The organism is Nocardia acidivorans NBRC 108247 (genome assembly GCF_001625085.1).
Taxonomy (GTDB): domain Bacteria; phylum Actinomycetota; class Actinomycetes; order Mycobacteriales; family Mycobacteriaceae; genus Nocardia; species Nocardia acidivorans.
In genome coordinates this window covers 29,177-53,324 of the sequence record NZ_BDAW01000033.1, presented here as the reverse complement: position 1 = coordinate 53,324, position 24,148 = coordinate 29,177, and the positions used below count along the sequence as shown (strand labels likewise).

At 67.5% G+C, this 24,148-nt stretch carries 18 protein-coding genes; 15 read left to right on the top strand and 3 right to left on the bottom strand.

Translation table 11 applies throughout. From position 1 onward, the window contains the following. The first annotated feature begins 61 nt into the window (after positions 1-61). From NA10_RS19100 to NA10_RS19070, 7 genes are all read left to right on the top strand, one after another. The gene (locus tag NA10_RS19100) at positions 62-6,454 is read left to right on the top strand and encodes a type I polyketide synthase (RefSeq protein ID WP_067569866.1); all 6,393 of its coding nucleotides are present in this window, start codon (positions 62-64) and stop codon (positions 6,452-6,454) included. Next, positions 6,451-7,860: an aminotransferase class I/II-fold pyridoxal phosphate-dependent enzyme gene (locus NA10_RS19095; protein WP_067569864.1), complete on the top strand. Its 1,410-nt coding sequence runs from the start codon at positions 6,451-6,453 to the stop codon at positions 7,858-7,860. Before NA10_RS19100 ends, NA10_RS19095 begins: the two co-directional genes overlap by 4 nt. Before the next feature lie 126 nt (positions 7,861-7,986). Further along, on the top strand, positions 7,987-8,880 hold the full coding sequence (locus tag NA10_RS19090; protein WP_067569862.1) for a phosphatase PAP2 family protein: 894 nt from the start codon (positions 7,987-7,989) through the stop codon (positions 8,878-8,880). A 176-nt stretch (positions 8,881-9,056) separates the two neighbouring features. Next, positions 9,057-9,959 (top strand): alpha/beta fold hydrolase, encoded by a 903-nt coding sequence (locus NA10_RS19085; RefSeq protein ID WP_067569861.1) that lies wholly within the window; start codon positions 9,057-9,059, stop codon positions 9,957-9,959. 23 nt (positions 9,960-9,982) lie between these two features. Next, positions 9,983-10,327, top strand: coding sequence for an amidase family protein (locus tag NA10_RS19080; protein WP_067569859.1), 345 nt, complete (start codon positions 9,983-9,985; stop codon positions 10,325-10,327). A gap of 10 nt (positions 10,328-10,337) precedes the next feature. Then, positions 10,338-12,197 carry an APC family permease gene (locus tag NA10_RS19075; protein WP_067569857.1) on the top strand — a complete coding sequence of 620 codons (1,860 nt, stop codon included), beginning with the start codon at positions 10,338-10,340 and terminating at the stop codon, positions 12,195-12,197. Between the two features lie 60 nt (positions 12,198-12,257). After that, positions 12,258-13,433 carry a baeRF3 domain-containing protein gene (locus tag NA10_RS19070; protein ID WP_067569855.1) on the top strand — a complete coding sequence of 392 codons (1,176 nt, stop codon included), beginning with the start codon at positions 12,258-12,260 and terminating at the stop codon, positions 13,431-13,433. Here NA10_RS19070 and NA10_RS19065 read toward each other — a convergent pair. Further along, positions 13,427-14,740, bottom strand: coding sequence for a hypothetical protein (locus tag NA10_RS19065; protein WP_067569853.1), 1,314 nt, complete (start codon positions 14,738-14,740; stop codon positions 13,427-13,429). The two genes, NA10_RS19070 and NA10_RS19065, sit on opposite strands and share 7 nt — an antisense overlap. Before the next feature lie 114 nt (positions 14,741-14,854). Between NA10_RS19065 and NA10_RS19060 the strand changes: the two genes are divergently transcribed. The 3 genes from NA10_RS19060 to NA10_RS19050 are packed head-to-tail and all read left to right on the top strand — an operon-like array spanning position 14,855 to position 18,210. After that, positions 14,855-15,535 (top strand): TetR/AcrR family transcriptional regulator, encoded by a 681-nt coding sequence (locus tag NA10_RS19060; RefSeq protein WP_067569851.1) that lies wholly within the window; start codon positions 14,855-14,857, stop codon positions 15,533-15,535. Next, complete coding sequence (locus tag NA10_RS19055) at positions 15,532-16,392, top strand: 3-hydroxyacyl-CoA dehydrogenase (protein WP_067569849.1); 861 nt, start codon at positions 15,532-15,534, stop codon at positions 16,390-16,392. The genes NA10_RS19060 and NA10_RS19055 overlap by 4 nt, the downstream gene beginning before the upstream one ends. A 51-nt stretch (positions 16,393-16,443) precedes the next feature. Further along, entirely contained in the window at positions 16,444-18,210 is a 1,767-nt protein-coding gene (locus NA10_RS19050; protein ID WP_067569847.1) for an oleate hydratase, read from the top strand. A gap of 44 nt (positions 18,211-18,254) precedes the next feature. Here NA10_RS19050 and NA10_RS19045 read toward each other — a convergent pair whose 3' ends face one another. Continuing rightward, complete coding sequence (locus tag NA10_RS19045; protein WP_067569845.1) at positions 18,255-19,178, bottom strand: LysR family transcriptional regulator; 924 nt, start codon at positions 19,176-19,178, stop codon at positions 18,255-18,257. 118 nt (positions 19,179-19,296) lie between these two features. Here NA10_RS19045 and NA10_RS19040 point away from each other — a divergent pair, with 118 nt between their 5' ends. Genes NA10_RS19040 through NA10_RS19030 form a run of 3 tightly spaced genes read left to right on the top strand, consistent with a single transcriptional unit; the run spans position 19,297 to position 21,558 of the window. Next, complete coding sequence (locus NA10_RS19040) at positions 19,297-19,989, top strand: type 1 glutamine amidotransferase domain-containing protein (RefSeq protein WP_067569843.1); 693 nt, start codon at positions 19,297-19,299, stop codon at positions 19,987-19,989. 4 nt (positions 19,990-19,993) lie between these two features. After that, a complete protein-coding gene (locus NA10_RS19035) occupies positions 19,994-20,545 on the top strand; it encodes a TetR/AcrR family transcriptional regulator (protein WP_067569841.1) in 552 nt (183 codons plus the stop codon). Continuing rightward, complete coding sequence (locus NA10_RS19030; RefSeq protein WP_067569839.1) at positions 20,542-21,558, top strand: NADP-dependent oxidoreductase; 1,017 nt, start codon at positions 20,542-20,544, stop codon at positions 21,556-21,558. Before NA10_RS19035 ends, NA10_RS19030 begins: the two co-directional genes overlap by 4 nt. Positions 21,559-21,630: 72 nt before the next feature. Here NA10_RS19030 and NA10_RS19025 read toward each other — a convergent pair whose 3' ends face one another. Continuing rightward, the gene (locus NA10_RS19025; RefSeq protein ID WP_067569837.1) at positions 21,631-22,095 is read right to left on the bottom strand and encodes a PaaI family thioesterase; all 465 of its coding nucleotides are present in this window, start codon (positions 22,093-22,095) and stop codon (positions 21,631-21,633) included. Between the two features lie 158 nt (positions 22,096-22,253). Between NA10_RS19025 and NA10_RS19020 the strand changes: the two genes are divergently transcribed. Together NA10_RS19020 and NA10_RS19015 are read left to right on the top strand one after the other, a co-directional pair. Then, positions 22,254-22,889 (top strand): GntR family transcriptional regulator, encoded by a 636-nt coding sequence (locus NA10_RS19020; RefSeq protein WP_067569835.1) that lies wholly within the window; start codon positions 22,254-22,256, stop codon positions 22,887-22,889. Then, positions 22,889-24,145, top strand: coding sequence for an MFS transporter (locus NA10_RS19015; RefSeq protein ID WP_084514934.1), 1,257 nt, complete (start codon positions 22,889-22,891; stop codon positions 24,143-24,145). The genes NA10_RS19020 and NA10_RS19015 overlap by 1 nt, the downstream gene beginning before the upstream one ends. The last annotated feature ends 3 nt before the right edge of the window (positions 24,146-24,148 follow it).

Sequence of the window (24,148 nt, the reverse complement as noted above, 5' to 3'; positions counted from 1 at the left end):
TCCGGCAACAGCCTTCTCGGGGGGGATCACCTGTCGATCTGAGTTTTGCCGAGGAGTCGTAGTGTCTGACATTGCCATTGTCGGAATCGGGTGCCGATACGCGGGTGGTATCGATTCACCGGAATCCTTCTGGGACTTCATCATCAACAAGGGTGACGGCGTCACCGAGATACCCGCACAGCGCTGGGACTACCGCCGCTACTACGATCCGGACCGGCGCACGCCCGGCCGGATGTACACCAAACGCGCCGCCTTCATGACCGGCGATCCCTGGGCCTTCGATCCGGATTTCTTCGGCATCTCGCCGCGCGAGGCCGCCGCCATGGACCCGCAGCAGCGCCTGGTGCTCGAGGTCGTCTGGGAGGCGTTGGACGACGCCGGTATCGCCGGTCGGATCTCCGGGGCCCCGATCGGGGTGTACGTCGGCGCGTTCACCCTGGACCAGCTCGCCATCTCGGGCACCAGCACCGCGCTGCCGTACGTCGATATGCACACCGCCGCGGGTGCGTCGTACACCATGCTGTCGAACCGAATCGCGTTCGCGCTCAATATGGTCGGACCCGCGCTCACCGTCGACACCGCGTGTTCGTCCTCGCTGGTCGCACTGCATCTGGCCTGCCAGGGACTGGCCAACGGCGACTGCGAGGTCGCCATCGCGGGCGGGGTCACCATGCTCTTGCAGCCCGAGGCGTTCGTCTCCATGTGCAAGGGCGGCTTCCTGGCCGCCGACGGCCGCAGCAAGCCCTTCGATGCCGCCGCCGACGGCTACGGCCGCGGCGAGGGCTCGGGCATGGTCGTGCTCAAGCGCTTGGAAGACGCAGAACGCGAAGGGGATCGGGTCTACGCGGTCATCAAGGCCACCGGCTCCAATCAGGACGGGCGCACCTCGGCCATCACGGTGCCGAACGCCGATCTGCAGGAGGCGCTGGCGATATCGGTCTCCCGGCGCGCGGGCATCGCACCGCACCAGATCACCTATGTGGAGGCGCACGGCACCGGCACCCCGGTCGGCGATCCGCTCGAATTGCGCGCCATCGGAAGGGCTTACGGACAGGTCGAGGGGCGCACCGCACCCGTGGGCGTCGGCTCGGTGAAGGCGCAGCTCGGACATACCGAGGCGGCCTCGGGCATCGCCAGCGTCATCAAATCGGCGCTGGCCATCTCCAAGCGCACCATCGCCCCGCAGGGGTGGCTGGACACCCCGAATCCGGATATCCCCTTCGATGAGCTGGGTATCGAACTCCAGCTCGAGGCCGAGCCGGTCGGTCCCGAGGTCGAGCGAATGACCGTCGCGGTCAACGGTTTCGGCTACGGCGGCACCAATGCGCACGCGATTCTCCAGGAGTACGTGCCCGCCGCGGGCATCGACCGGGAGCCCCGGCACTACGGGGTGCTGCCGCTCTCCGCGCGCACCGATCAGGCCGCGCGGGAACTGGCGCGCGGCTATGCCGAACGCATTGCCGAGGGCGCGAATCCGGGTCTGCTGGCCGAGGCGGCGTGGACCCGCCGCCAGCATCATCAGTTCCGCACCGGGCTGACCTTCGGCGATGACACCGAACTGGTGCACGCCCTGGTCGAGTACGCCAACGGCGGGGGTCGCGCGGCCACCAAGGTGATACCGCGCAAGGTCGCCGAACCGGTCTTCGTCTTCACCGGCATGGGACCGCAGTGGTGGGCCATGGGTCGCGAATTGCTCACCGCCGACGGCACTTTCGCCGCCGAGGCGCGGCGCGTCGACAAGGAGTTCCAGCGCATCTCCGGCTGGTCGATCATCGAGGAGCTGCTGCGGCCCGAGGCGGAATCCCGGGTCACCGCCACCGCGGTGGCGCAGCCCGCGAACTTCCTGGTGCAGGTGGCGCTGTTCGCCATGCTCGGCGAGCTGGGCATCCATCCGGCCGCCGTGGTGGGCCACAGTGTGGGCGAGGTGTCCGCGGCCTATGTCACGGGCATGCTCTCGCTGCACGATGCCCTACTGGTGAGCTATCACCGCGCGCGACTGCAGGCCACCACGGCGGGCTCCGGCGGCATGCTGGCCATCGGACTACCCCTGTCCGCCGCATTGGAATTGATCGAGGGTGACGACCTGGTCGATATCGCCGCCGTCAACAGTCCGAGCGCGGTCACCCTCGCCGGATCCGAGGCGCACCTGAACGAGATCGCGGAAAACCTCACCGCACAGGGCATTTTCGCGCGCAGACTACAGGTCGAGGTCCCGTACCACAGCTATCTGATGGAGCCGATCCTCGACGAATTGCGCTCGGTGCTGGCCGATCTCACGCTGCGCGAGCCGACGCTGCCGCTGCTGTCCACCGTGACCGGCCGCGAGGTGACCGCGGGCGACTGGGACGCCGAGTACTGGTGCGCCAATGTCCGGCAGCCCGTCCGGTTCGCCGATGCCATCACCGAATTCGTCGGTGCGGGCCATCGGGTCTTCCTGGAGATCGGCCCGCATCCGGTGCTGGGTGCGAATATCCGCGAAATCCTCATCGGCGCGGGAGAAACCGGCACCTCCATCGCCACGCTGAACCGCAAGCAAGCCGACGCGGAGAGCATTCGCCAGACCCTGGCCGGGCTGTACAGCGCGGGCGTACTGGATACCGAGACGCTGTTCGGGGATATCGTCACCCCGCATATCGATCTGCCGCGGTATCCGTGGCAGCGCACCCATCTGCGTCATGAATTGCCGGTCTTCACACAGCTCCAGCACGGGACGCCCGGCGTGTACGCCATGCTCGGCGATGCGGACCGGGACAACTCCTCGACCTCGTGGCGGATTCAACTCAGCCTCGGAGCCATGCCGTGGCTGGACGATCACGTCGTCGGCGGAGCCCGAATCCTGCCGGGTGCGGCCTATTTGGACGCCGCGCTGAGCGCGGCCGCCCTGCGCACCGAGACCCACCGCGTCGCGGTCGAACAGGTGCGGTTCATCGCGCCACTCATTATCGACGACGGCACCGCGCCGACCCTCGAACTGCACGTGGAGGAATCGACCCGGCGCTTCACCATTCGCTCGCGGGCCACGGTCGACGCCCTGTGGACGGTGCACGCCACCGGCCGACTGGTCGAGGGCGCCTTCGAAACCGCCAAGGTGGACCTGCCCGCCACCGACGAGATGCACGCCATCGATCCGGCCGCGTTCTACGCCGGATTGGCCGCGCGCGGACTGCGATACGGTCCGGCGTTCCAGCGGGCCACCTCGGTGCGCATCTCCGGATCCACCGTGCTGGCCACCCTGGACGGAACCGTGCCCGAGGCGCTCAACGGGTCCGGGGCCGCAGCGCCCGGTCATCTGGCGCATCCGTGTGTGGTCGATGCCGCGCTCCAGAGCGTTGCCGCCCTGCTCGCGGGCACCGGCGGTCCGGAGGACGGGGCCATGGTGCCCATCGGCGTCGCCGAAGTCCGTGCGTTCGAGGCGATTCCGGAGCACGTCACCGTGGTCGCGCGGCTGGATACCAGCGCCGACCCGGTCGCCGATATCGATCTGCTCGATCCCGAGGGCCGGGTGGTCATGCAGATCATCGGTATGCGCTTCGGCTCCATCGCACCGGGTCGCGGTGCGCTGCAACGCATGACGGAGTTCTTCTACGAGGATCGCTGGGATATGCGGGATCCGATCGATCCCAACGCGCTGCCGGAGAGTGCGAACGCGTGCGCGCTCCTGCTGGAGCTCGGCGTGCGGCCCGGTGCGCGAGCCGCGTGGATCGCCGCCGCGGTCGGCGGCGGGGAGATCCTCACGCTCGGCGATCCGAACCGCGAGGACCTGGAATCCCTTGTCCTGGAACACCTCCGGCATTCCACCGCGGGGAGCGTGGACCGGCTGCACGTCATTGTGGTCGCCGGGTCCGAGTACGAGGATCTCGACAATCTCTGGGCACTGCGCCGGATCGCCCTGACCATCGACGACTTCTTCGACACCTGGCTGGAGCGGCGCGGGGTCGAGATCCCCATGACCGGTGACGGTTCCCTGCACGTCAGCGTGGTGACCGAGCGCGCCTTCGCCCATCCGCGGGAGCAGGCCGCGCCCAATCCGGGGCATGCGGCACTGGCCGGCGCGCGCCGGGTGCTGCTGAACGAGCAGCCGCGACTGCGCTGGCGACTGGTCGATATCGATTCCGACGTCACGGCGGTCGATCTCGCGGCCGAACTCGCCATTCCCGGCGCGTTCAGCTACGACAACTCCGATGAGATCTTCCTGCGCAACGGCCTGCGCTGGGTGCCGGTGGTCGACGCCTCGCTGCCCGATCGCATCGAGGCCCTGGATCAGGCTGTCCCGCTGACCGATCCGGAGGCCAACTTCACCCTGGAGCTGCCCAAATCCCGGCTGCTGTCCAAACTCGGCTGGCGGCGCTGCGACCGCCGCGAACCCGGACCGGGTGAGGTCGAGGTGCGCATGCGCGCCGTCGGCCTGGGCTACAAGGATCCGCTCAAGGTGCTCGGGGTGCTGAACGAGGAGGAACTCGCGGGCACCTATTTCGGCGGTACCCCGGGTATGGAGGGCGATGCCGTCGTCACCCGAATCGGTTCGGATATCACCGATCTCGCGGTCGGCGACAAGGTCATGCTCTCCTCCAAGGGCATGATCAGCCGGTTCCACACCACCGACCGCACCCTGGTCAGCCCGGTCTCCCCCGATGCCGAACCCGGTTACTGCACCAGCGAGGTCGCCTTCGCCACCGCGGAGTACTCGCTGCTGGAGCTGGCCCGGGTCGGCGCGGGCGATGTGGTGCTGGTGCACGGTGCTGCGGGCGGTGTGGGCACCGCCGCGGTGCAGATCGCGAAGCTGCACGGGGCCATTGTGATCGGCACCGCGAGCACCGGGGACCGGCGCGCCTACGTCCTGGGCCAGGGCGCGGATCATGTACTCGATTCGCGCTCACTGAATTTCGCCGATGACGTGCTCGGACTCACCGGCGGGCGCGGGGCGGATGTGGTGATCAGTACCGCGCCCGGGGAGATCCTGCGACGGAACTTCAAGGCGGTGGCCGAGTTCGGGCGCATCGTGGAGATCGGCAAGGCCGATATCTACGGCGGTGGCGTCCTGGATATGCGGTACTTCGACAAGAACATCTCGTATCATTCCTTCGATCTGGACCGCATGCTGGCGCTGCGTCGGACCCGGACCATCGCGCTCATGGAGCGGGTGGAGGCCGCGCTGGCCTCGGGCCGATACCGGCGGCTGCCGTTCGAGCTGTACGAAACCGATGATGTGGCACGGGCTTTCGAGGATGTCGCACGCTCGACCCAGCTCGGCCGGATCGCGGTGAGCATGGAGGCGGCGGCTCCACTGGTACGACCGCAGATTCCGCAGGTGAGCGTGGACGCGTCGGCGCGCTACCTGATCACCGGCGGCTTCGGCGCGTTCGGCCTGGCGATCGGGCGCTGGCTGGTGCGTTCGGGCGCAAGGCATCTCACGCTGCTCGGACGTTCCGGCGCGACCACCGAGGCGGCCCGGAATCAGCTGGCGGCCTGGGAGCACGAGGGCATCGACATCGTCACCGAGCGCGTGGATGTCACCGATGTCGAGGGGATGGCCGCGGTCATCGCCCGCGCGAATACCGCGGACCATCCGCTGCGCGGTGTCATCCACACCGCCGGAGTCGTTGACGACAAGCGCATTTCACTCATGGACCGGGGGAGCCTGGCCTCGGTGTACCGGCCCAAGATCGAGGGCGCCCGCGCACTGCGCAACGGCCTGGATCTGGCCGGGGCCGAACTGGATCTGTTCATTCTGTTCTCCTCCGGCAGCTCCATCTTCGCCGGAATCGGCCAATACTCGTACACGGCAGCCAATCTCGCGCTCCAGTCGATCGCCGATGTGGTGGTGCGCGAAGGCGGCACCGCACTGGCCGTGGGCTGGGGACATATGTCCGGCGGCGGTATGGCCGATGACGAGAATGTGGCGCGCTATCTGCGCACCACCGGATTCGACTCCATCGATATGGACGAGGGCACCGAATTCCTGGAGAAGGCACTGGAACTCGGGATCCACCATCAGGTCGCCATCATTCCGGTGGACTGGGGCAAAGTCGCCGCGAGCGTGCCGTTCTTCAGCATGGTCGGGCGGGTGCAGGAGCAGATCGCGGCCGCGGCCGAGGACGACTCCGCCGCCTCGCAGCTGGTGGCGGCGCTGCGGGCGCTGGACGCGCAGAAGCGTGGCGATGTGGTGGCGCATATGCTCGCCGAACAGCTCGCGGTGGTGATGGGCGTCGACCCGGACTCCATCGATCTGACCGTGCCGGTGCCCGACCTCGGCCTCGACTCGCTGATGGCAGTGGAATTCGGTGCGCTGGTGGGCAAATCGCTCGGCATCGATCTGACCGCGCTCAAGATGGGCCGCACCTTCACCCTCGAACAGGCGGGCACCCGCGCCGCCGAATTCCTCATCGGCGCGTCCACCGCCGATTCGACCCCGGTCGCCGCACCGGCACCGGCAGCCACGGAGGTGACCGCATGACCGAATCCGCACGTGAACTGGCCCGGAAACTTCTGGCGGGCAATGGAAATGGGGCCGAGACCCCGGGCGCGGGCAATGGCGGCGGCGTGGCCACCGCACCGCGCCCGGCGGCCTCGATCACGCGGCTCGCGCCGAGCGCACCGGCGGCACGGCCGGTGCGCGGACCCGGTCGGCAATTCGCCGACCATCCGGAGGTGGCGGCCACGGTGGCCAAACAGGCCGCCATCGCGGCCATCACCGCCCACTCGGGACTGGTGAATCCGCTGTTCCTGCCGCGAACCGGCCCGAACGACACGGTGATTCACGCCAATGACACCGAGCTGGTGAACTTCAGCGCCTACAACTATCTGGGGCTGTCGAGCCATCCGCGGGTGATCGCGGCGGCCAAGGACGCCCTCGATCAGTACGGCGCCTCGGCCTCGGCCAGCCGGATCGTCTCCGGGGAGATCCCGCTCTACGGCCGGTTGGAGCGGCGGCTCGCCGAGATCTACGACACCGGCGATGCCATGGTGACCACCAGCGGCTACCTCACCAATGCCGGGGTGATCGGCTTCCTGCTCGGTGAGGGCGATGTGGCCATCTGCGATTCCCTCATTCACGGCAGCGTGGTCTCGGGCACCCGGTGGGCGGGGTGCCGGCGAATCAACTTCCGGCACAATGATCCCGACTCACTGCGTGCGGTACTGCGCATGTCGCGCGCCGGATTCGATCGGGCGCTGGTGGTGCTCGAGGGCCACTACAGCATGGACGGCACCGTGGGCCGGGTCGCCGAACTCGCGGCCGTCGCACGGGAATTCGACTGTGCGGTAATGGTCGACGAGGCGCATTCGTTCGGCGTCTTCGGTGCGCACGGGCACGGTATTCGCGAGCACTACGGTATGGCGGGCGCGGAGGTGGACATCTGGATGGGCACGCTCTCCAAGGCCCTGGGGAGCTGCGGCGGCTTCATCGCCGCCGATGCGGAGTTGATCGGGGCCATGAAGGCCAGTGCGCCCGGTGTCGCCATGCTCACCGGCGGCCCCGCACCCTCGACCATCGCGGCGGCGCGGGCCGGGCTCGAGGTGCTCGACGCCGAACCGGAGCGGGTCGCCCGGCTGTGGCGCAACTCCCGGCTTTTCCACAGCGCCCTGCGTGAGCGCGGTCTGAACCTGGGTGAATCGCAGGGCACGCCGATCTGCCCGGTCATCGTGCCGGGTGAGGTTCGCGCCGGCTTCGTCTCGGCCACGCTGCTCCAGCGCGGGGTGTACGCGGGGGCGATCTCCGCGCCCGCGGTGCCGATCGGCAAGGAGCGGCTGCGCTTCTTCATCACCTCCGAACACACTGAGTCACAACTGATTTCGAGCGCAGACCTACTGGCCGAGGCGGTCGCCTCGGCTGCGGGCCTACCGGAATCGGCGGCCGTGTGACGGATCGATGTTGCCTGGATCACGCCCCATTTCTGGTGACGGGAGAGTGGTGCTAGGTTAACCGGAGGATATCACTCCGGTTAACTTCCGGAGGGCGGTCAGCCGAGTGAGGAGGAGGCCGCGCCAATGGTGGCACTGGATCTCGATGCACCCGTACGCGTTTCGCAGTCGGGAACCGGCGTCCTGGATCGAACGCGCGCGGCGGTACACGGCCGCGGGCGCGAAGCCCTGGTTCAGCTGGCGGTCATCACCGTGCTGTATCTGGTCTATCGCACCGGCCGCATGCTCGCCGCCGACGAGGCCACCCGCGCCCTCACCAATGCCCGCACCCTGCTGACCTGGGAAGACCGACTGCAAATACCGAATGAGCAGACGGTGCAGTCGGTCTTCCTTAAACATGATTTCCTGGCCATCCCGGCCAACTTCTACTACGCCACAGCGCATTTCGCGGTCGCCATCTGCGCCCTGCTCTGGCTGTGGACCTTCCGCCCCATGTACTACCGCGTCACCCGCAACCTCATGGTCGCCCTCACCGCCGCGGCCCTGGCCCTGCACATGCTCATCCCGCTGGCCCCACCCCGCATGCTGCCCGAATACGGATTCGTGGATCTGGCGGCCGAATTCGGCCAATCCGTCTACGGCCCACCCGATACCGACACCCTGTCCAACCAGTTCGCCGCCATGCCCTCGCTGCACGTCGGCTGGGCACTCCTGTTGGCCATGGGCCTGATCGCCGCCACCCGCACGCCGTGGCGCTGGCTACTGCTGCTGCACCCCCTCATCACCACCCTGGTGGTGGTCGGCACCGGCAACCACTACTGGTTCGACGCGCTGGTCGCCACCGCGCTCCTGGCCGTGGCGACCCTGCTGCATCCCCCGGTGCTCAACCAGCCGCGGCCGCGAGAATCACACCGGTCACCACATCGGCATTGGACACCATCACCGAATGGCTCGGCCCGTCCACGACCGTGGTCTCGGCTCCCATCCGCTCGGCGAGGGACCGTTCCGACTTCGGACTGATGATCTGATCGTTCCCGGAGACGAACTCCAAGCGCGCCGCATCGCTGGGCACTCCGATAGACCGGACGCCTCATCGTCTGGGACAGTTGCCGCATGACGCCGCGACGCGCCGGATTACAGACCCACTGGGAGGTTCCACGCAGTTTGTCAGAAATGAGAGGATCAGCCTCGCCCGTATGAGACAGAGAGCCGATGGTGAGGACCTGACGTCTACCGAGTCGAACGCGCGCGCCCGGATCGGTGACCTCATCACCGTGCAGGGCCGTCGCGTACACGTCCGCCAGGACGGCCCCTGCGACGGCAAACCCATACTGCTGCTGCACGGCTTCGAAGGCTCGGTGCACTGGTGGGACGCGGTCACCCCGCTGCTGGCGGACACCTACCGGGTGATCCGGGTGGATCTGCTCGGATTCGGTTGCACCGGAGGCGAAGCCGGATTCGGCCAGGACGGTCAGGGCAGTATGCTCGCCGCCGTCCTGGACGAGCTCGGCCTCGCCAAGGTCGCGGTCTGCGGGCACTCCTGGGGTGCGGACGCCGCCCTCGCGGTGGCCGCGCGCTCGCCGCGCATTACCGAGATCATCATCCTGGACCAGGCCCCGGACCTGAGCTACCTGCGCGTTCCGGCCATCACCCCGGTGCTCACGCTCGGCCCGATCGCGCGCTTCATCCAGCGCTTCGCCCCCGAAGCCATGGTGCGCCAAGCCCTTCGGGAGGGCTTCGCGCCAGGCTTCAACACCTCCGGCATCGTGCCGAGCATGCGCCAGATGATCCAGGATCACCGCGCCATGTCCTGGCGCGCCTACCGCGAGGTCAGCACCGTGCGCCGCCGGGCCCTGGCCGCCGATCCCCTGGATCGTCAACTCCGCAGACTGGCTCTGCCCAGCCTGGTCATCCACGGCCGCCTGGATTCCATGTACGACTGGGCCACCACCCGCGACCGGTACACCACCGCCGGTGCGCGCTTCGAGCTCATCGACACCGCCGGGCACAGTCCCAATATCGAGACCCCGCAACGCTTCACCGAGATTCTGCGCGAGTTCCTGCTCGCCCCAACCGCTCCCACACCGATCGGCGACTGACCTCGACCCCGCCGTTTTACCCGGTGGTCGCGAACATTATGCGCGAGCGGGTGGTGAATGCCATGGCCCGCCCGATGACTCGTTTCGATGTGCTGATCACCCCCACCTCGGCCGTCCCGGCTTTCCCCGTCGGCGGTGACGGCCCCACCGAGATCGACGGCCGCCCGGTCGCCGACTCGACCTGGATCGGCTTCGATTATCCGGCCAATCTGACCGGCCAGCCCGCCCTCAGCATCCCCGCGGGGCACACCGAAGACGGCCTGCCCGTGGGACTTCAGATCATCGGCCGCCACCTCGGCGATGCCGGGGTGCTGCGCCGGCCGCCGCCGTCGAACGTGTCGCATCCCGGTCGGGGCGGCGGCCGCTAGTCTCATAACCATGACCGCCGATGGCAAGCGGAACACCGACGATTCGGAGCCCGCGCTGCCGCGGCTGGTGCCGGTGGCCGATCCGCGGCTGCGGCGATTGCAGGGTGGCGACGCTTTTCGATTGACCGCCCTCGGCGGGGTGGCGGCGCTGTCACTGGATGCGCTGTCGAGCGTGGCCTACGGCCCCGAGGCCATTGTGGGCGCGTTGACGGCGGCCGGAGCCGCGGCGGTGCGGTACACCCTGCCGATCACGATCGCGATCACCGTTCTGCTGCTGGTGCTGGTGGTCTCGTACCGCCAGGTGATCGCGGTCTATCCCGAGGGCGGCGGGTCGTACGCGGTGGCCAAGACCAGGCTCGGGCGGCCGGTGAGCCTGCTGGCCGCGGCGGGCCTGGTGGTCGACTACGTGCTGACCGTCGCGGTCAGCCTGGCGGCGGGCGCGGCCAGTCTGGGCAGCGTATTCCCTTTCGTGGCAGAGCATTTGGTGGCGTGCACGCTCATCGCGCTGGCCGTGCTCACCGTGGTGAATCTGGTGGGCATCGCCGAATCCGCCAAGGTGCTGATGCTGCCCGCGCTGCTGTTCATCGTCTCGGTGGCGGCGATCGTGGTGGTCGGGCTGATCCGGAGTCATCCGGTAGCGGTGATCGGCGCCGATCCCGGTGGCTTCCCGGCCACCGAAACCCTTGGCGCACTGCTGCTATTGAAGGCGTTCGCCGCGGGCAGCTCCTCGTTGACCGGTGTCGAGGCCATTGCCAACAGCGTGCCGACCTTCCGCGCGCCCGCGGTCAAGCGCGCCCAGCACACCGAGATGACGCTGGGAATCCTGTTGGGCTCCTTGCTGATCGGTCTCGGCATTCTCATCCGCCACCATCATGTGCTGCCGCGCGGACAGGTCACCATCCTGTCGCAGCTCTCGGCGGCGGCCTTCGGCACCGGCTGGCTCTTCTACGCCACGAGTCTGGTGATCACCCTGGTGCTCGGACTGGCGGCGAACACCAGTTTCGGTGGGCTGCCGGTGCTGTTGAGCCTGCTGGCCAAGGACAATCGGCTGCCGCACCTGTTCGCGCTGCGCGCCGAGCGCCCGGTGTACCGGTACGGCGTGGTGGCGCTGGCAATGGTCGCGGCACTGGTGCTGGTGCTCTCGCAGGCCCATACCGCCCGGCTGCTGCCGCTGTACGCCATCGGCGTCTTCATCGGATTCACCATCAGCCAAACGGGTTTGGTACGGCACTGGCTCACCGATCACGGTCGGGGCTGGGTGTGGAAGATGCTGCTCAACGGCTTCGGCGCGATATTGACCGCCGTCGCCGCGGTGGTCTTCCTGTTCGAGAAGTTCACCGAGGGCGCCTGGCTGCTGCTGGTCATCGTGCCCGCGCTCATCCTGCTCTTCGACCGGATCGAACGCTATTACGTGCGCATCGGTGTCCAGCTCGGCTTCGGCACGAAAATCCCGCGCCCGCACGCGGATTCGCGTCGCCGCGTAATCGTCGTGGTGCCGGTGACGGCCATCAGCCGACTCACCGAGAAGGCGCTCTCGGCGGCCATGCGCATGGGCGACGAGGTGCACCCCATCGCCATTGCCATCGATGTGGAGAGCACCCGGCGGCTCACCCGGGAGTGGCACGACTGGAATCCGGGCATCGAGCTGCGGGTGCTGCCCAGCCCGCACCGCAGCATGGTCGATCCGATCGTCGGCTACACCCGCAAACTCTGCTCCCCCGAGCACCAGGTGGTGGTGCTGCTGCCCCGGATCGAACCGCGCCACGCGCGCGATCAGCTGCTGCACAATCAGCGCGTCCCGATCATTCTGGCGGCCGTGGACACCCATACCGATGCCATAGCGGCGACCATCTCGTTCGAAGTGGAGTGAGCGTAGGCTGGCGAAACCTGCATGAGGATCGACCAGCCAACCTCAACCGAAGGACGGCCGATGTTCAATCAGTCCGACCTGTCGACGCTTATTTCCGCCGCGCCCGGGCGCGGTGTCTCCCTCTATCTGCCCACGCACAACAGCGGCCCGGACAAACGTCAGGACCCGATCAGGCTGCGGAATCTGCTCACCGAGGCGCATGCCAAGCTCGTCGCCGACGGGGTCGGCAAACGCGAGGCCGACGCCCTGCTCGCCCCCGGCGTAGCCCTGCTGGACGACTATCCGTTCTGGCAGTACCAGGATCAGGGCCTGGCGCTCTTCCTCGGCGCGGACGGCTCGCAGTACCGGTTCACTGTGCCGCTCACCTTCACCGAACAGGTGCACATCGAGCCCGGCTTCTATGTGAAGCCGCTGCTGCCGCTGCTGTCCGCGGACGGCAAATTCGCGGTGCTCACCCTGACCGCCGACGGCGCGACGCTGTACGACGGCTCCAAGTTCGCGCTCACCCGCGATCACACGGCCGCACTCCCGGGCGGCCCGACCGAGAACCTCGACGACGATAAACAGAGCCGCGTGCTCGCCAGCCCGGCCGCCCGTCCGCACACCGGCGGCAAGGCCACCACCTCGACGCAGGCGTACGGCGAAACCTCTACGGACTGGCGCAAATCTGTGCTCGACGACTGGGTCGGCAAGGTCGCCTCCGCGGTCGAGCGGCAGCTGTCGGATCAGGCCGTTCCGCTGGTGCTGATCGCCGATCCGGAGTTGTCCGGTCAGTTCAAGAAGCGCAGCACACTGGGTCCGCTGCTGGTCGGCACGGTCGAGAAGAATCCGGCCGCGCTCGCCAACGGCAAACTGCACGACACCGCGTACCAGGTGATTCGGCCGCACTTCGAGGCCGGTGAGCGCGCCGCCCTGGAACGCGCCGCCCTGCTGCTGGCCGACGGTCCGACCAAGGTCGCCGTCACCATCGGCGAAGTGGTGCGCGCGGCTTTTCAGGGCCGGGTCGACGCGCTGCTGCTCACCGACGGCGCGGCCGAATGGGGTCGCTTCGACGAAATGACCGATGCCGTCGAAACCCATTCCGAGCCGGGCACTTCGGTGATCGACCTGACCGAGTACGCGACGGTGAAGACGCTGGAGAACAAAGGCTCGGTCTACCTGCTGCCGCCCGAGGCGCTGGCCGGATTGTTCCGGAGCGAGATCGCGCCGTCCTCGATCGCGGTGCTGCGCTACTGATCCCGCACGACCGAATCCCGCTGCGACCGTAGCGAATCCATCGGGCGCGGCGGAACAGCCGGACGCACCGACCGCAACCAGAGCAGCCCCAGCGCGCAGCCGCCGGCAATCGCCAGCGCCACCCATCCGGCGACGGGGTTGTGTTCGGTCGCTGGCGACCGGTACCACAGGTGTGAGTATCCGATCACGCTGTCATCGGCCCCGCGAATCGCGAGCACCACCGACGGCACGAACAGCACCGCGATACCGACCACGCGATTCTGAATCAGGCGCGGCGGTGTCGCCCCGTAGCTGTAGCCCGCGATCGCGGCCAGCGCCACCGCCCCGATCGACGGAATCCACTGCCCCGTCGCGGAGATCGGCGCCACCGCAGCGAAGAGCGCCAGCGCACCGACCAGGCCGATCGCGGCCGGTGGCGAACGCCAGCGATCACCCGCCCACAGACCCGCGGCCACCGCGACGAACAGAATGGGCAGCATCCAACTCGGCCGCGGCACCGCCACCACGGCGCTGGCCGCCGCCGCGTAGGCGACCCCGATCAGCACGATGCAGCCGTCCCGGCCGGTGAGAATGAAGGCCGACACCACGGTGATCAGGATGGTCGCCGCCACCGCCAGCACCGCGGGCAGCGTGCCGGCCTGATGGTCCGCGAACCATTCCGCGGCCAGCAGGGTCGAGCCCGAGATGACGGCCGCGGCGACCACCGAGCCGAAGGGCGCGTCGCGATCGAGCACCACCTCCACCCGCCGGCGCTTGTGCCAGCAGGCCGACAGGATGATCAGCAGGACCACCAGGACAATCAGCCAGAGCGGCGGGGAGTCGGTGCTGAGACCGCTGTAAGTGCTGTCCGCACTGGGTAATTCGGTTAGATCGCCGAGGACGGCGCTGGCGATCGCGCCCAGCATGAACGCCGTCCCCGTCGGCCGTTTGCGCAGTACCGCCGCACCGATCAGGCCGAGCAGCACACCGCCGAAAATCGAGTCGATGTAGTTCACCGTCGTCAGTGAGAGATCGGTGTCGAGCGTTCGGCTCAGTACGGCATTGGCCAGCAGGGCCACACCGGTGACGCTGGCGGCGATCCAGGTCAGCCGGGTATCGCCGAGGGAGACCGCGAGCACCACCGCCACCACCGCCGAGATCGCGCCTGCGGTATCGGCCCGTGGCACGTTCACGACCAGCAGATATTGGTGCAGTGCCGAACTGCCGGCCACGCGGCCGAAATCCACCGGCATCATGACGGACAGGCAGGCGACCGCGGCAGCAAGGAACGCGGTCACCACCTCCAGGAGGTCGCGCAGACGACGCACCCTCACAACATACTGCTCGGTCTCAATTTTGCGGCGGAGGGTTGCGGTTTCAGTAGCCAGAGGTACGCTCAGAAATGAGTCCGCTCATTTTTCCAGGCAATCCGGAGGTGTTGCATGACCGCGTCACAACGATCGGCCCAGGTCGGACGGCGTGCACGCGGTATGCAGGATAAGCAGAGCCGTATCTTCGACGCCGCCGCCGCACTATTCGCCGAAAAAGGCTTTGCACGAGTTACCACCCAGCAGATCTCCGATCGCGCCGATATCGCCGCGGGCACACTGTTCCGATACGCCTCCTCCAAGGGCGAACTGCTGCTCATGGTCTACAACGCGGACTTTCGGGCCGCCCTGGATCTGGCCGAACATCGCGCCCGCGCCCACGACGATCCGGTGGAGACGGTGCTGGAGATCATTCGGCCGACCGTGCGGTCCGCCGCGCGCAATGCCGAGAACACCATCGCGTATCAGCGCGAACTGCTCTTCGGTACGGCGAGTGAGAAGTACCGCGCCGAAGGACTGGCCCTGGTCGCCCGATTGGAGGCCATGATCGCCGACCGGCTCGCGGTCGACGCCCGCGCCCGGGGGCTGGACTCGGCTCGGCTGGAAGAGTTCTCCCGCTCGGCCGGGCGCAGCGTCTTCGCGGTGCTGCACCTCACCCTGGCCCGCCCCGCCACCGGGGCGCATCCGGGCTACGACCCGCTCGCGGACCTGCGCGCCCAGATCGCGCAGATTGTCGCGGGCTTCTTCGCGGCGCTGCACGCTGCCGCCAATTCCGAACAGAGGAGAGGCAATTGAGCATCGATATTCGCAAGGTGACCGTGCTCGGCACCGGGGTGCTGGGCTCGCAGATCGCGTTCCAGACCGCGTTCAGCGGGTTCGAGGTCACCGCCTACGACATCAATGACGACGCGTTGAAGGCCGCGAGTGAGCGCTTCACCAAGTTGGCCGCCGTCTACACCGGCGAGGTCGACGGGGCGGGTGACGGCAAAGCCGACAAGACCGCCGCGGGTATCACGCTGACATCCGATCTGGCACAGGCGGTTCGGGACGCGGACCTGGTCATCGAGGCCGTGCCCGAGGTGCTCGCCATCAAACAGGACACCTACGAGAAACTCGGCAAGCTGGCTCCCGAACGCACCATCTTCGCCACCAACTCCTCCACCCTGCTGCCCAGCGCCATGGTCGACTTCACCGGTCGCCCGGATCGATTCCTGGCGCTGCACTTCGCCAATCAGGTGTGGAAGTTCAATACCGCCGAGGTGATGGGCACACCCGCCACCGATCCGAAGGTCTATCGGGCGGTGGTCGACTTCGCCGCCGCCATCGGCATGGTGCCGATCGAATTGCACAGGGAGAAGGCGGGTTACGTCCTCAATTCGCTGCTGGTACCGCTGCTCAACGCCGCCATGGATCTGAGCGCCAACGGTTACGCCGAACCCGAGGCGGTGGACAAGACCTGGCGGATCGCCACCGGTGCGCCCATGGGGCCGTTCCAGATTCTGGACATCATCGGGCTGACCACGCCCTACAACATTCTCGTCAATGGCGACGAGAACGGTAAGAAGCTCGCGAAGTGGTTGCAGGACAACTACATCGACAAGGGCAAGCTCGGCATCGCCAGCGGCGAGGGCTTCTACAAGTACTCGGCCTGACGGGCCACCGCGCCATCCGCCCGACCTTCTGACACCAGCGATAGGAGTTCTATGTTCTACAGCAGTGGCAATTACGAAGCCTTCGCCCGACCGCGCAAGCCCGAGGGCGTCGACGCCAAGACGGCCTGGTTCGTCGGATCCGGCCTCGCCTCGCTGTCCGGAGCGGCGTTCCTCATCCGCGACGGTCAGTTGCCGGGCAATAGGATCACCATTCTGGAGGAGCTCGAGCTGCCCGGCGGTGCGCTGGACGGAATTCGTAAACCCAAGAAGGGCTTCGTCATTCGCGGTGGACGCGAAATGGAGAACCACTTCGAATGCCTGTGGGACCTGTATCGCTCCATTCCGTCCATGGAGATCGAGGGGGCCAGCGTCCTGGACGAGTTCTACTGGCTCAACAAGGACGATCCGAACTTCTCGCTGCAACGCGCCACGGTGGAACGCGGCCAGGACGCGCACACCGACGGCCTCTTCACCCTGAATGACAAGGCACAGAAGGAGATCGTGAAGGTCTTCCTCGCCACCCGGGAGGAGATGGAGGACAAGCGGATCGACGAAGTCTTCTCGAAAGACTTCCTGCGCAGCAACTTCTGGTTGTACTGGCGCACCATGTTCGCCTTCGAGGAGTGGCACAGCGCGCTGGAGATGAAGCTGTACCTGCATCGCTTCATCCACCATATCGGCGGGCTGCCGGACTTCTCGGCGCTGAAGTTCACCAGGTACAACCAGTACGAATCGCTGGTGCTGCCGCTGTACCGGTGGCTGCTGAATCAGGGCGTCACCTTCAGGTTCGATACCACCGTCACCGATGTGGATTTCGACCTGAGCGCGAAACGCAAGCAGGCCACGCGGATTCACTGGGTGTCCGAGGGCGTCGAGGGCGGCGTCGACCTCGGGGAGAACGATCTGCTGTTCATGACCATCGGCTCGCTCACCGAGAATTCCGACGAGGGCGATCAGCACACCCCCGCCACGCTGAACACCGGGCCCGCACCCGCCTGGGATCTGTGGCGCACCATCGCGGCCAAGGATCCGGCCTTCGGGCGGCCCGAGGTCTTCGCGGGCGATATCGAGAAGACCAAATGGGAATCGGCGACGGTCACCACGCTGGATCAGCGCATCCCCGAATACATTCAGAAGATCTGTAAGCGAGATCCGTTCAGCGGCAAGGTCGTCACCGGCGGCATTGTCACGGTGCAGGATTCGAGCTGGCTGATGAGCTGGACGGTGAACCGGCAGCCGCATTTCAAACAGCAGCCCAAGGACCAGATCGTGGTCTGGGTGTATTCACTGTTCGCGGATGTCCCGGGCGACTACGTGAAGAAGACCATGCAGGAGTGCACCGGTGAGGAGATCACCCGGGAGTGGCTGTACCACATGGGTGTTCCGGTCGCGGACATTGCGGACCTGGCCGCGAACGCCGCCACCTGCGTACCGGTGATGATGCCGTACGTGACCTCGTTCTTCATGCCGCGCAAGGCCGGTGACCGGCCCAATGTGGTGCCCGAGGGATCGGTGAACTTCGCCTTCATCGGACAGTTCTCCGAGACCAGCCGCGATTGCATCTTCACCACCGAGTACTCGGTGCGCACCGGTATGGAGGCCGCGTATCAGCTGTTGAATATCGAGCGCGGCGTACCCGAGGTCTTCAACTCCACGTACGACATTCGCTCGCTGCTGGCGGCGACCAGCAGGTTGCGCGATGGGAAGGCCATCGATCTGCCCGGGCCGGAGATCCTGCGCAAGCGCATCATGAAGCGACTCGATGCCACCGAGGTCGGAGAACTGCTCACCGAATTCGGGCTGGTCTCCGGGAAATAGCCTGTCGCCCAGGGCTTTCGACGGGTATCGGCGGGTCCGCGCGCTCAGTGCACGCAGGCCCGCCATTCCTCGGCAGCCTCCAGCAGATGGGCGCGCACCCGTTCGATATGCGGACGGGCCGAACCGCCGACCCGGCGGGCCAGATACACGGTATTGATCGGCGAATCCTCCGGATCCAGCAGTGTCACCACCGATCCCGCATCGAGTTCACGCGCGCACAGATAACGCGGCAGCACCGAGATACCCGCACCCGCGACCACCGCGGCCAGTACCGCCCGCAGATCCGGAATCACCAGCGCCGCTTCGGCTTCCAACCGGGTGTCGAATACATGCCGCCAATAGCGGCGCACAATGGGCAGATCCGCCGCATAGCTGATCAGCGGCACGCCCGTGAAATCATTGCCGCGCAACCGATCGATATCGACCCGCGCCGCCACCGGCGGTGCGGCCACCAGGACGAATTCCTCATCCGCCAGCGGATCGGCCAGCACGGTGCGGCCGCGCGGGCGAATGGTGGAGAGCACCAGATCCAGCTTTCCCAGCCGCAGATCGGTGAGCAGCTCATCGGCCAGACCGGTGGCAATGGTGAATCGGATGCCCTGTGTGATGAGCGGGGCCAGCGCGGGCAGCGTGAGCGAGGCGAGCAATTCGGCCGGACCGCCCAGCAGCACCGGCGGCTCAGGGGTGTCATCCCGCGGTGAGTCACCGACCACGGACTCCAGCGCATCGAGGGGGCCGGCCACCCGGGCGGCGAGATCATGGGCGGCGGCGGTCGGGGCGACCCCGCGCGGCAGTCGTTCGAAGAGCGGACCCAGCTTGCGCTCCAGCGCCTGTAGCTGCGTCGTCACAGTGGGCTGGGACAGGCCGACCTGATTCGCACCCGCGGTCAGCGATCCGGCCCGGTAGACGGCGAGAAACGTGCGGAGCTGCGCCAAATCCACAGAGCCATCGATCTGTCTATGTCTCATATAGGCGAGTCTATTGGTCGATCTATGTTCGCGTACATACGGTTGAACCCGACAACCTGACATTTCGCATACGGAGTGTCAGTTCATCGGAAACAGCACGTTCTGAGCGAGGAGCATCATGGCCAAGGTCTTGTTCGTCATGACCGGCGTCGACCATTGGACGCTGGCCGACGGTACCCAGCACCCCACCGGGTACTGGGCCGAAGAGTTCGCCGCACCCTATGAGGCATTCACCGCGGCCGGGCACGACATCGTGGTCGCCACCCCCGGCGCGGTGGTGCCGCCCGTCGACCGCGGCAGCCTCGCCCCCGAGGCCAACGGCGGGCCGGAGGGCGCGGAGAGGGTCGCCGAAACCCTGCGCAAGGCAACCGAATTGAGCCATCCCATCGACCTCGGCGCGGTCGATCTGGCCGACTACGACGCGGTCTACTACCCGGGCGGGCACGGTCCCATGGAGGATCTGGCCGTCAATTCCGTCTCCGGCGAATTGCTCAATGCCGCACTGGCTTCGGGCAAACCGCTCGGGGTGGTGTGCCATGCCCCGGCCGCCCTGCTGGCCACCGCCGATGCCGACGGGAAATCGCCGTTCGCGGGCTACCGGATCACCGGCTTCACCAATGCCGAGGAGACCCAGGCCGGCTTCGCGGACAAGGCCAAGTGGCTGCTGGAGGATCGACTCGTCGCCCTGGGTCTGGACTTCCGGGCCGGTGATCCGTGGGCCCCGCATACCGAGGTGGATCGCAATCTCTACACCGGGCAGAACCCGGCCTCCTCCGCCCCGCTGGCGGCGGAGCTGCTGAAGGCGCTCTGAGCCGATGGCCGACCGGACCGTCGACGTACTCGACGCCACCCTGCGCTGCCTGCTGCGGTACGGGGCACGTCGTACGACCATGGACGATATCGCCTCCGAGACAGGGGTTTCCAGGTCGGCGGTCTACCAGTACGTACGCAATAAGGACGATGCCGTGCGGCGGCTCGCCGATCGCCTGCACGCGGAGGCGATGGCCGCCGCGCGGGAGGCGGCCGCCGCACCGGTTCCGCTGGCGGACAGGGTCTTCGGCATCGCCTCCGCGAAAGTGCTACTGGCCTCGGGGCCTTTCGCGGACTCACCGCACGCCGCCGAGCTCATCGACGAGCAGGCCCGGCTCTGCGGGGATATCTGCCGCACCTTCACCGAGGATCTGCACGGACTGCTCACCGCCGTCCTCGCCGAGGCGGGCCGGGAACGCCCCGCCGAGGCCGCCGGAATCATTCTCGCCACCACCATCGGCCTGCTTGCGGTGGGCCGCACCGATCTACTGCGCACCGCGACCGATGCCCTGCTCACCGGGCTCGGAACGAAAAGACTTGAAGGAGAACAGCAATGACCGTCGACAGCCGTGAATGGCGTCTGATCGCCCGCCCGCACGGCGAGCCCGAGCCCGCGGATTTCGAACTCGCCACCGTGACGCCGCCCGATCCCGCACCTGGACAGGTGCTGGTACGCAATGACTGGCTGTCGGTGGACCCGTACATGCGCGGGCGCATGAACGATGTCGAATCCTATATCCCCCCTTTCGGTCTCGGTGAGGCCATGACCGGCGGTGCGGTCGGCACCGTCATCGCCTCCGCCGCCGACACCGTGCCGGTCGGCGCGGTGGTCAGCCACTTCTACGGCTGGCGCGAGTACGCCGTGCTCGATGCCGCCGCCGTCCAGGTGGTGAATACCGAGATCGCGCCCGCCCAGGCGTATTTGGGTGTGCTGGGCACCACCGGCATCACCGCGTACGCGGGCCTCACCGAGGTCGCCCCGGTCAAACCGGGTGATGTCGTGTTCATCTCCGGCGCGGCGGGTGCGGTGGGTTCCATTGCGGGACAGGTGGCCAAGCGGCTCGGTGCGGCCAAGGTGATCGGCTCGGCGGGTGGTCCGGCCAAGACCGCCCGGCTGCTCGAGGAGTTCGGCTTCGATCACGCCATCGATTACCGCGCGGGAGATTTGGTGGGGCAGTTGTCCGCCGCCGCGCCCGAGGGCATCGACGTGTACTTCGACAATGTCGGCGGCGATCACCTCGACGCCGCGCTGCGCACCATGAATCTGCGCGGGCGCATCGCGCTGTGCGGTGCCATCTCGGTGTACAACGACACCGAACCGGCCCCCGGCCCGTCCTCGCTGCCGCTGGCCATCGGTAAGCGGATCACCCTGCGCGGAATGAATGTCGGCGATCATCTGCACCAGGCCCCGGAGTGGATCGGCAAGGCGGCGGGCTGGCTGGCCGAGGGCGCACTGCACGCGGAGGAGACGGTGGTCGACGGCATCGATCAGGCGCTGGATGCCTTCACCGCCATGATGAGCGGCGCGAATACCGGCAAGATGCTGGTTCGGTTGCCGCACAACGGATAACGGTTCACAGGCAATACCGATCGACCCGGCATCGAGGATCGATGCCGGGCCGATTCGGTTATTCGCGCCCGGTCACTTGCGGTGGGCGCGAAGCTGATACAGCCCCTCGGTCTCCGCGACCACCACGCCGTTGGCATCGGTGACGACCGCCTCGAGCACGAAGTCGGACTTGCCCTTGTGTTCAGCCTCCTCCGCGATGCGGGCGATCTCGGACTCCGACAGCTCGGCCACCGCGGTGACATCGGTGGCGGCGGGCTTGCGGAAATAGATGTGCAGATCCTTGACCAGCGGGTAGTACAGGGCGCTGTCGAAGCTGGCGACGGCCAGCGCGCCGCCCAGAATCTCCGCGACGGTGAAGAGCACTCCGGCGTACATGACGCCGAAATGGTTGCCATTGCCCTCGACCGGGACCTTGGTGGCGGCGTAGCCGGGGCGAACCTCGGTGACCTGGACGCCCATCTTGTACGCGATCGGAATCGTGAATTCGAGCGCGCCGTTCACGATCTCGTTCAGCGGCGGGGTGGCGTCATTCGCCATGCGGGACCTCCATGTCTCACTTACTGGCAGCATGCCAACAGGACAAATCATCGGGGTAAAGGTTCGGCGCGCGCAAGTCCCGCCGTCGGCGCGGCGGTGAGACCGGCCACACCCCAGCAAATCCGACCGGTCGGATACCTAGGATGCGACTTGTGTCTATGACGTATTCATCCGCCGAACGGGCCTACCGCGAGGTCAAGGAACGCATCCTGAACGGGGAACTGCCCGGGGGCGAGCTGATCAGCGAGGGCGAGATCGCCACCGCGCTCGGCACCTCGCGCACCCCGGTCCGCGAGGCCTTCCTGCGGTTGGAGACCGAAGGATGGATGAAGCTGTACCCCAAGCGCGGTGCGCTGGTGGTGCCGGTGCCCTCGCATGAGGCCGAACACGTGACGCAGGCGCGCTACGTCGTGGAGACCGGGGCCGTGCGAGCCCTCGCCGAGACCGACCGGTCGGCGCTCATGACCCGACTGCGCGCCTCCCTCGAACGCCAGCGGGCCCTGGCCGCCTCCGGTGACCTCGACGAATTCGCCGTGGTGGACGCCGACTTCCATCGCGAATACGTGGTGGCCGCGGGCAACCCGCTGCTCGCGGGCTTCTACGACTCCCTACGCGAACGCCAGCGCCGCATGAACAGCGTCGCGCTGCGCCATGGCGCGATCGAAACCGATCGCATCATCGCCCAGCACGCCCGCCTCGCGGACCTCATCGAATCCGGCGACACCGCGGGCTTCGCCGCCGCCCTCGCCCAGCACCTGATGGACGTGCACGGCGTGACATTGAGAGGACTGTGATGGCGAACCCGGCCACCGGCGGCGAACGCGAAGCCGCGGCCGCGGTCCTGGACCGCCCGGCGGCGATCACCGCGACGCACCCCCGCGCCTGGCCGGCCGTGTCCGCCGCCATCTTCGCGATCGCCTGGGGCGGAAACGAATTCACACCGCTGCTGGTGATGTACAAGCGGGACGGGTTGCCGGTCACCACGGTTGATCTGCTGCTGTTCGAATACGTACTGGGGATCGTGCCCGCGCTGTTGATCGGCGGGCCGCTCTCGGACCGGTATGGACGGCGGCCGCTCATGCGACCTGCTCCGCTCGTCGCGGCGGCGGGGTCGCTGCTGCTGGCGTTCGGATCCTCCTCTGTCCCAATGCTTTCCGCGGGCCGCGTACTGAGCGGTGTCGCCATCGGCTTGGCCATGGCGGTGGGCAGCAGTTGGCTCAAGGAGTTGTCGCAGCCGCCCTTCGCGCCGGAGACCGCGTCGGGGGCGGGTGCGCGCCGCTCGGCCATGAGCCTTACCGGCGGCTTCGGCGTGGGTGCGGGCGTGGCGGGTGTCATGGCGCAGTGGGGGCCGCTCCCGGGTGTGCTCCCCTATCTGATCAATGTCGGGCTGTGCCTGGCGGCCGCGGCGGCGCTGGCACGTACCCCGGAAACCCTTGCGCCGGAGCGGACCACGGCCCGACTGCTGGATGACTTGAAGGTCCCGGCCGCCGCGCATCGACGCTTCCGGCTGGTCGCGCTGCCGATCTCGCTCTGGCTGTTCACCTCGTCGGCGACCGCCTACGCCATCATGCCGACGCTCATGATGCCGCGGGTGCACGGTGCGCCCATCGCCTTCTCGGCGCTCATCACCGTCATCACACTGGGCTGCGGTTTCGCCATCCAGTCGGTGGCGCGCCGCCTGGATCGGCCCGGCACCATCCGACTGCCGGTGCTGGCGTTGCTCCTGGTCATCACAGGAATGGGTTCGGCCGCAGCGGCTTCCAGCACGCTCACGCTCTGGCTCACCATTGCCACGGCCGCCGTTCTCGGTATGGGCTTCGGCATCGGCCTGGTCGCGGGACTCCTGGAGATCGAGCGCATGGCCCGGCCCGACGATCTCGCGGGTCTGACCGCGGTCTTCTACGCGGTCAGCTATCTCGGCTTCGGCGTCCCGGTCGTCATGGCGATGACGCACGACGGCACAGGCATCGGCTACCCGGCCATGTTCGCCGTCGTGGCGGTGGCGGCGGCAGGCTGTCTGGCGCTGGTCGCGCGCTGCCGCCGCGGCTGAGAT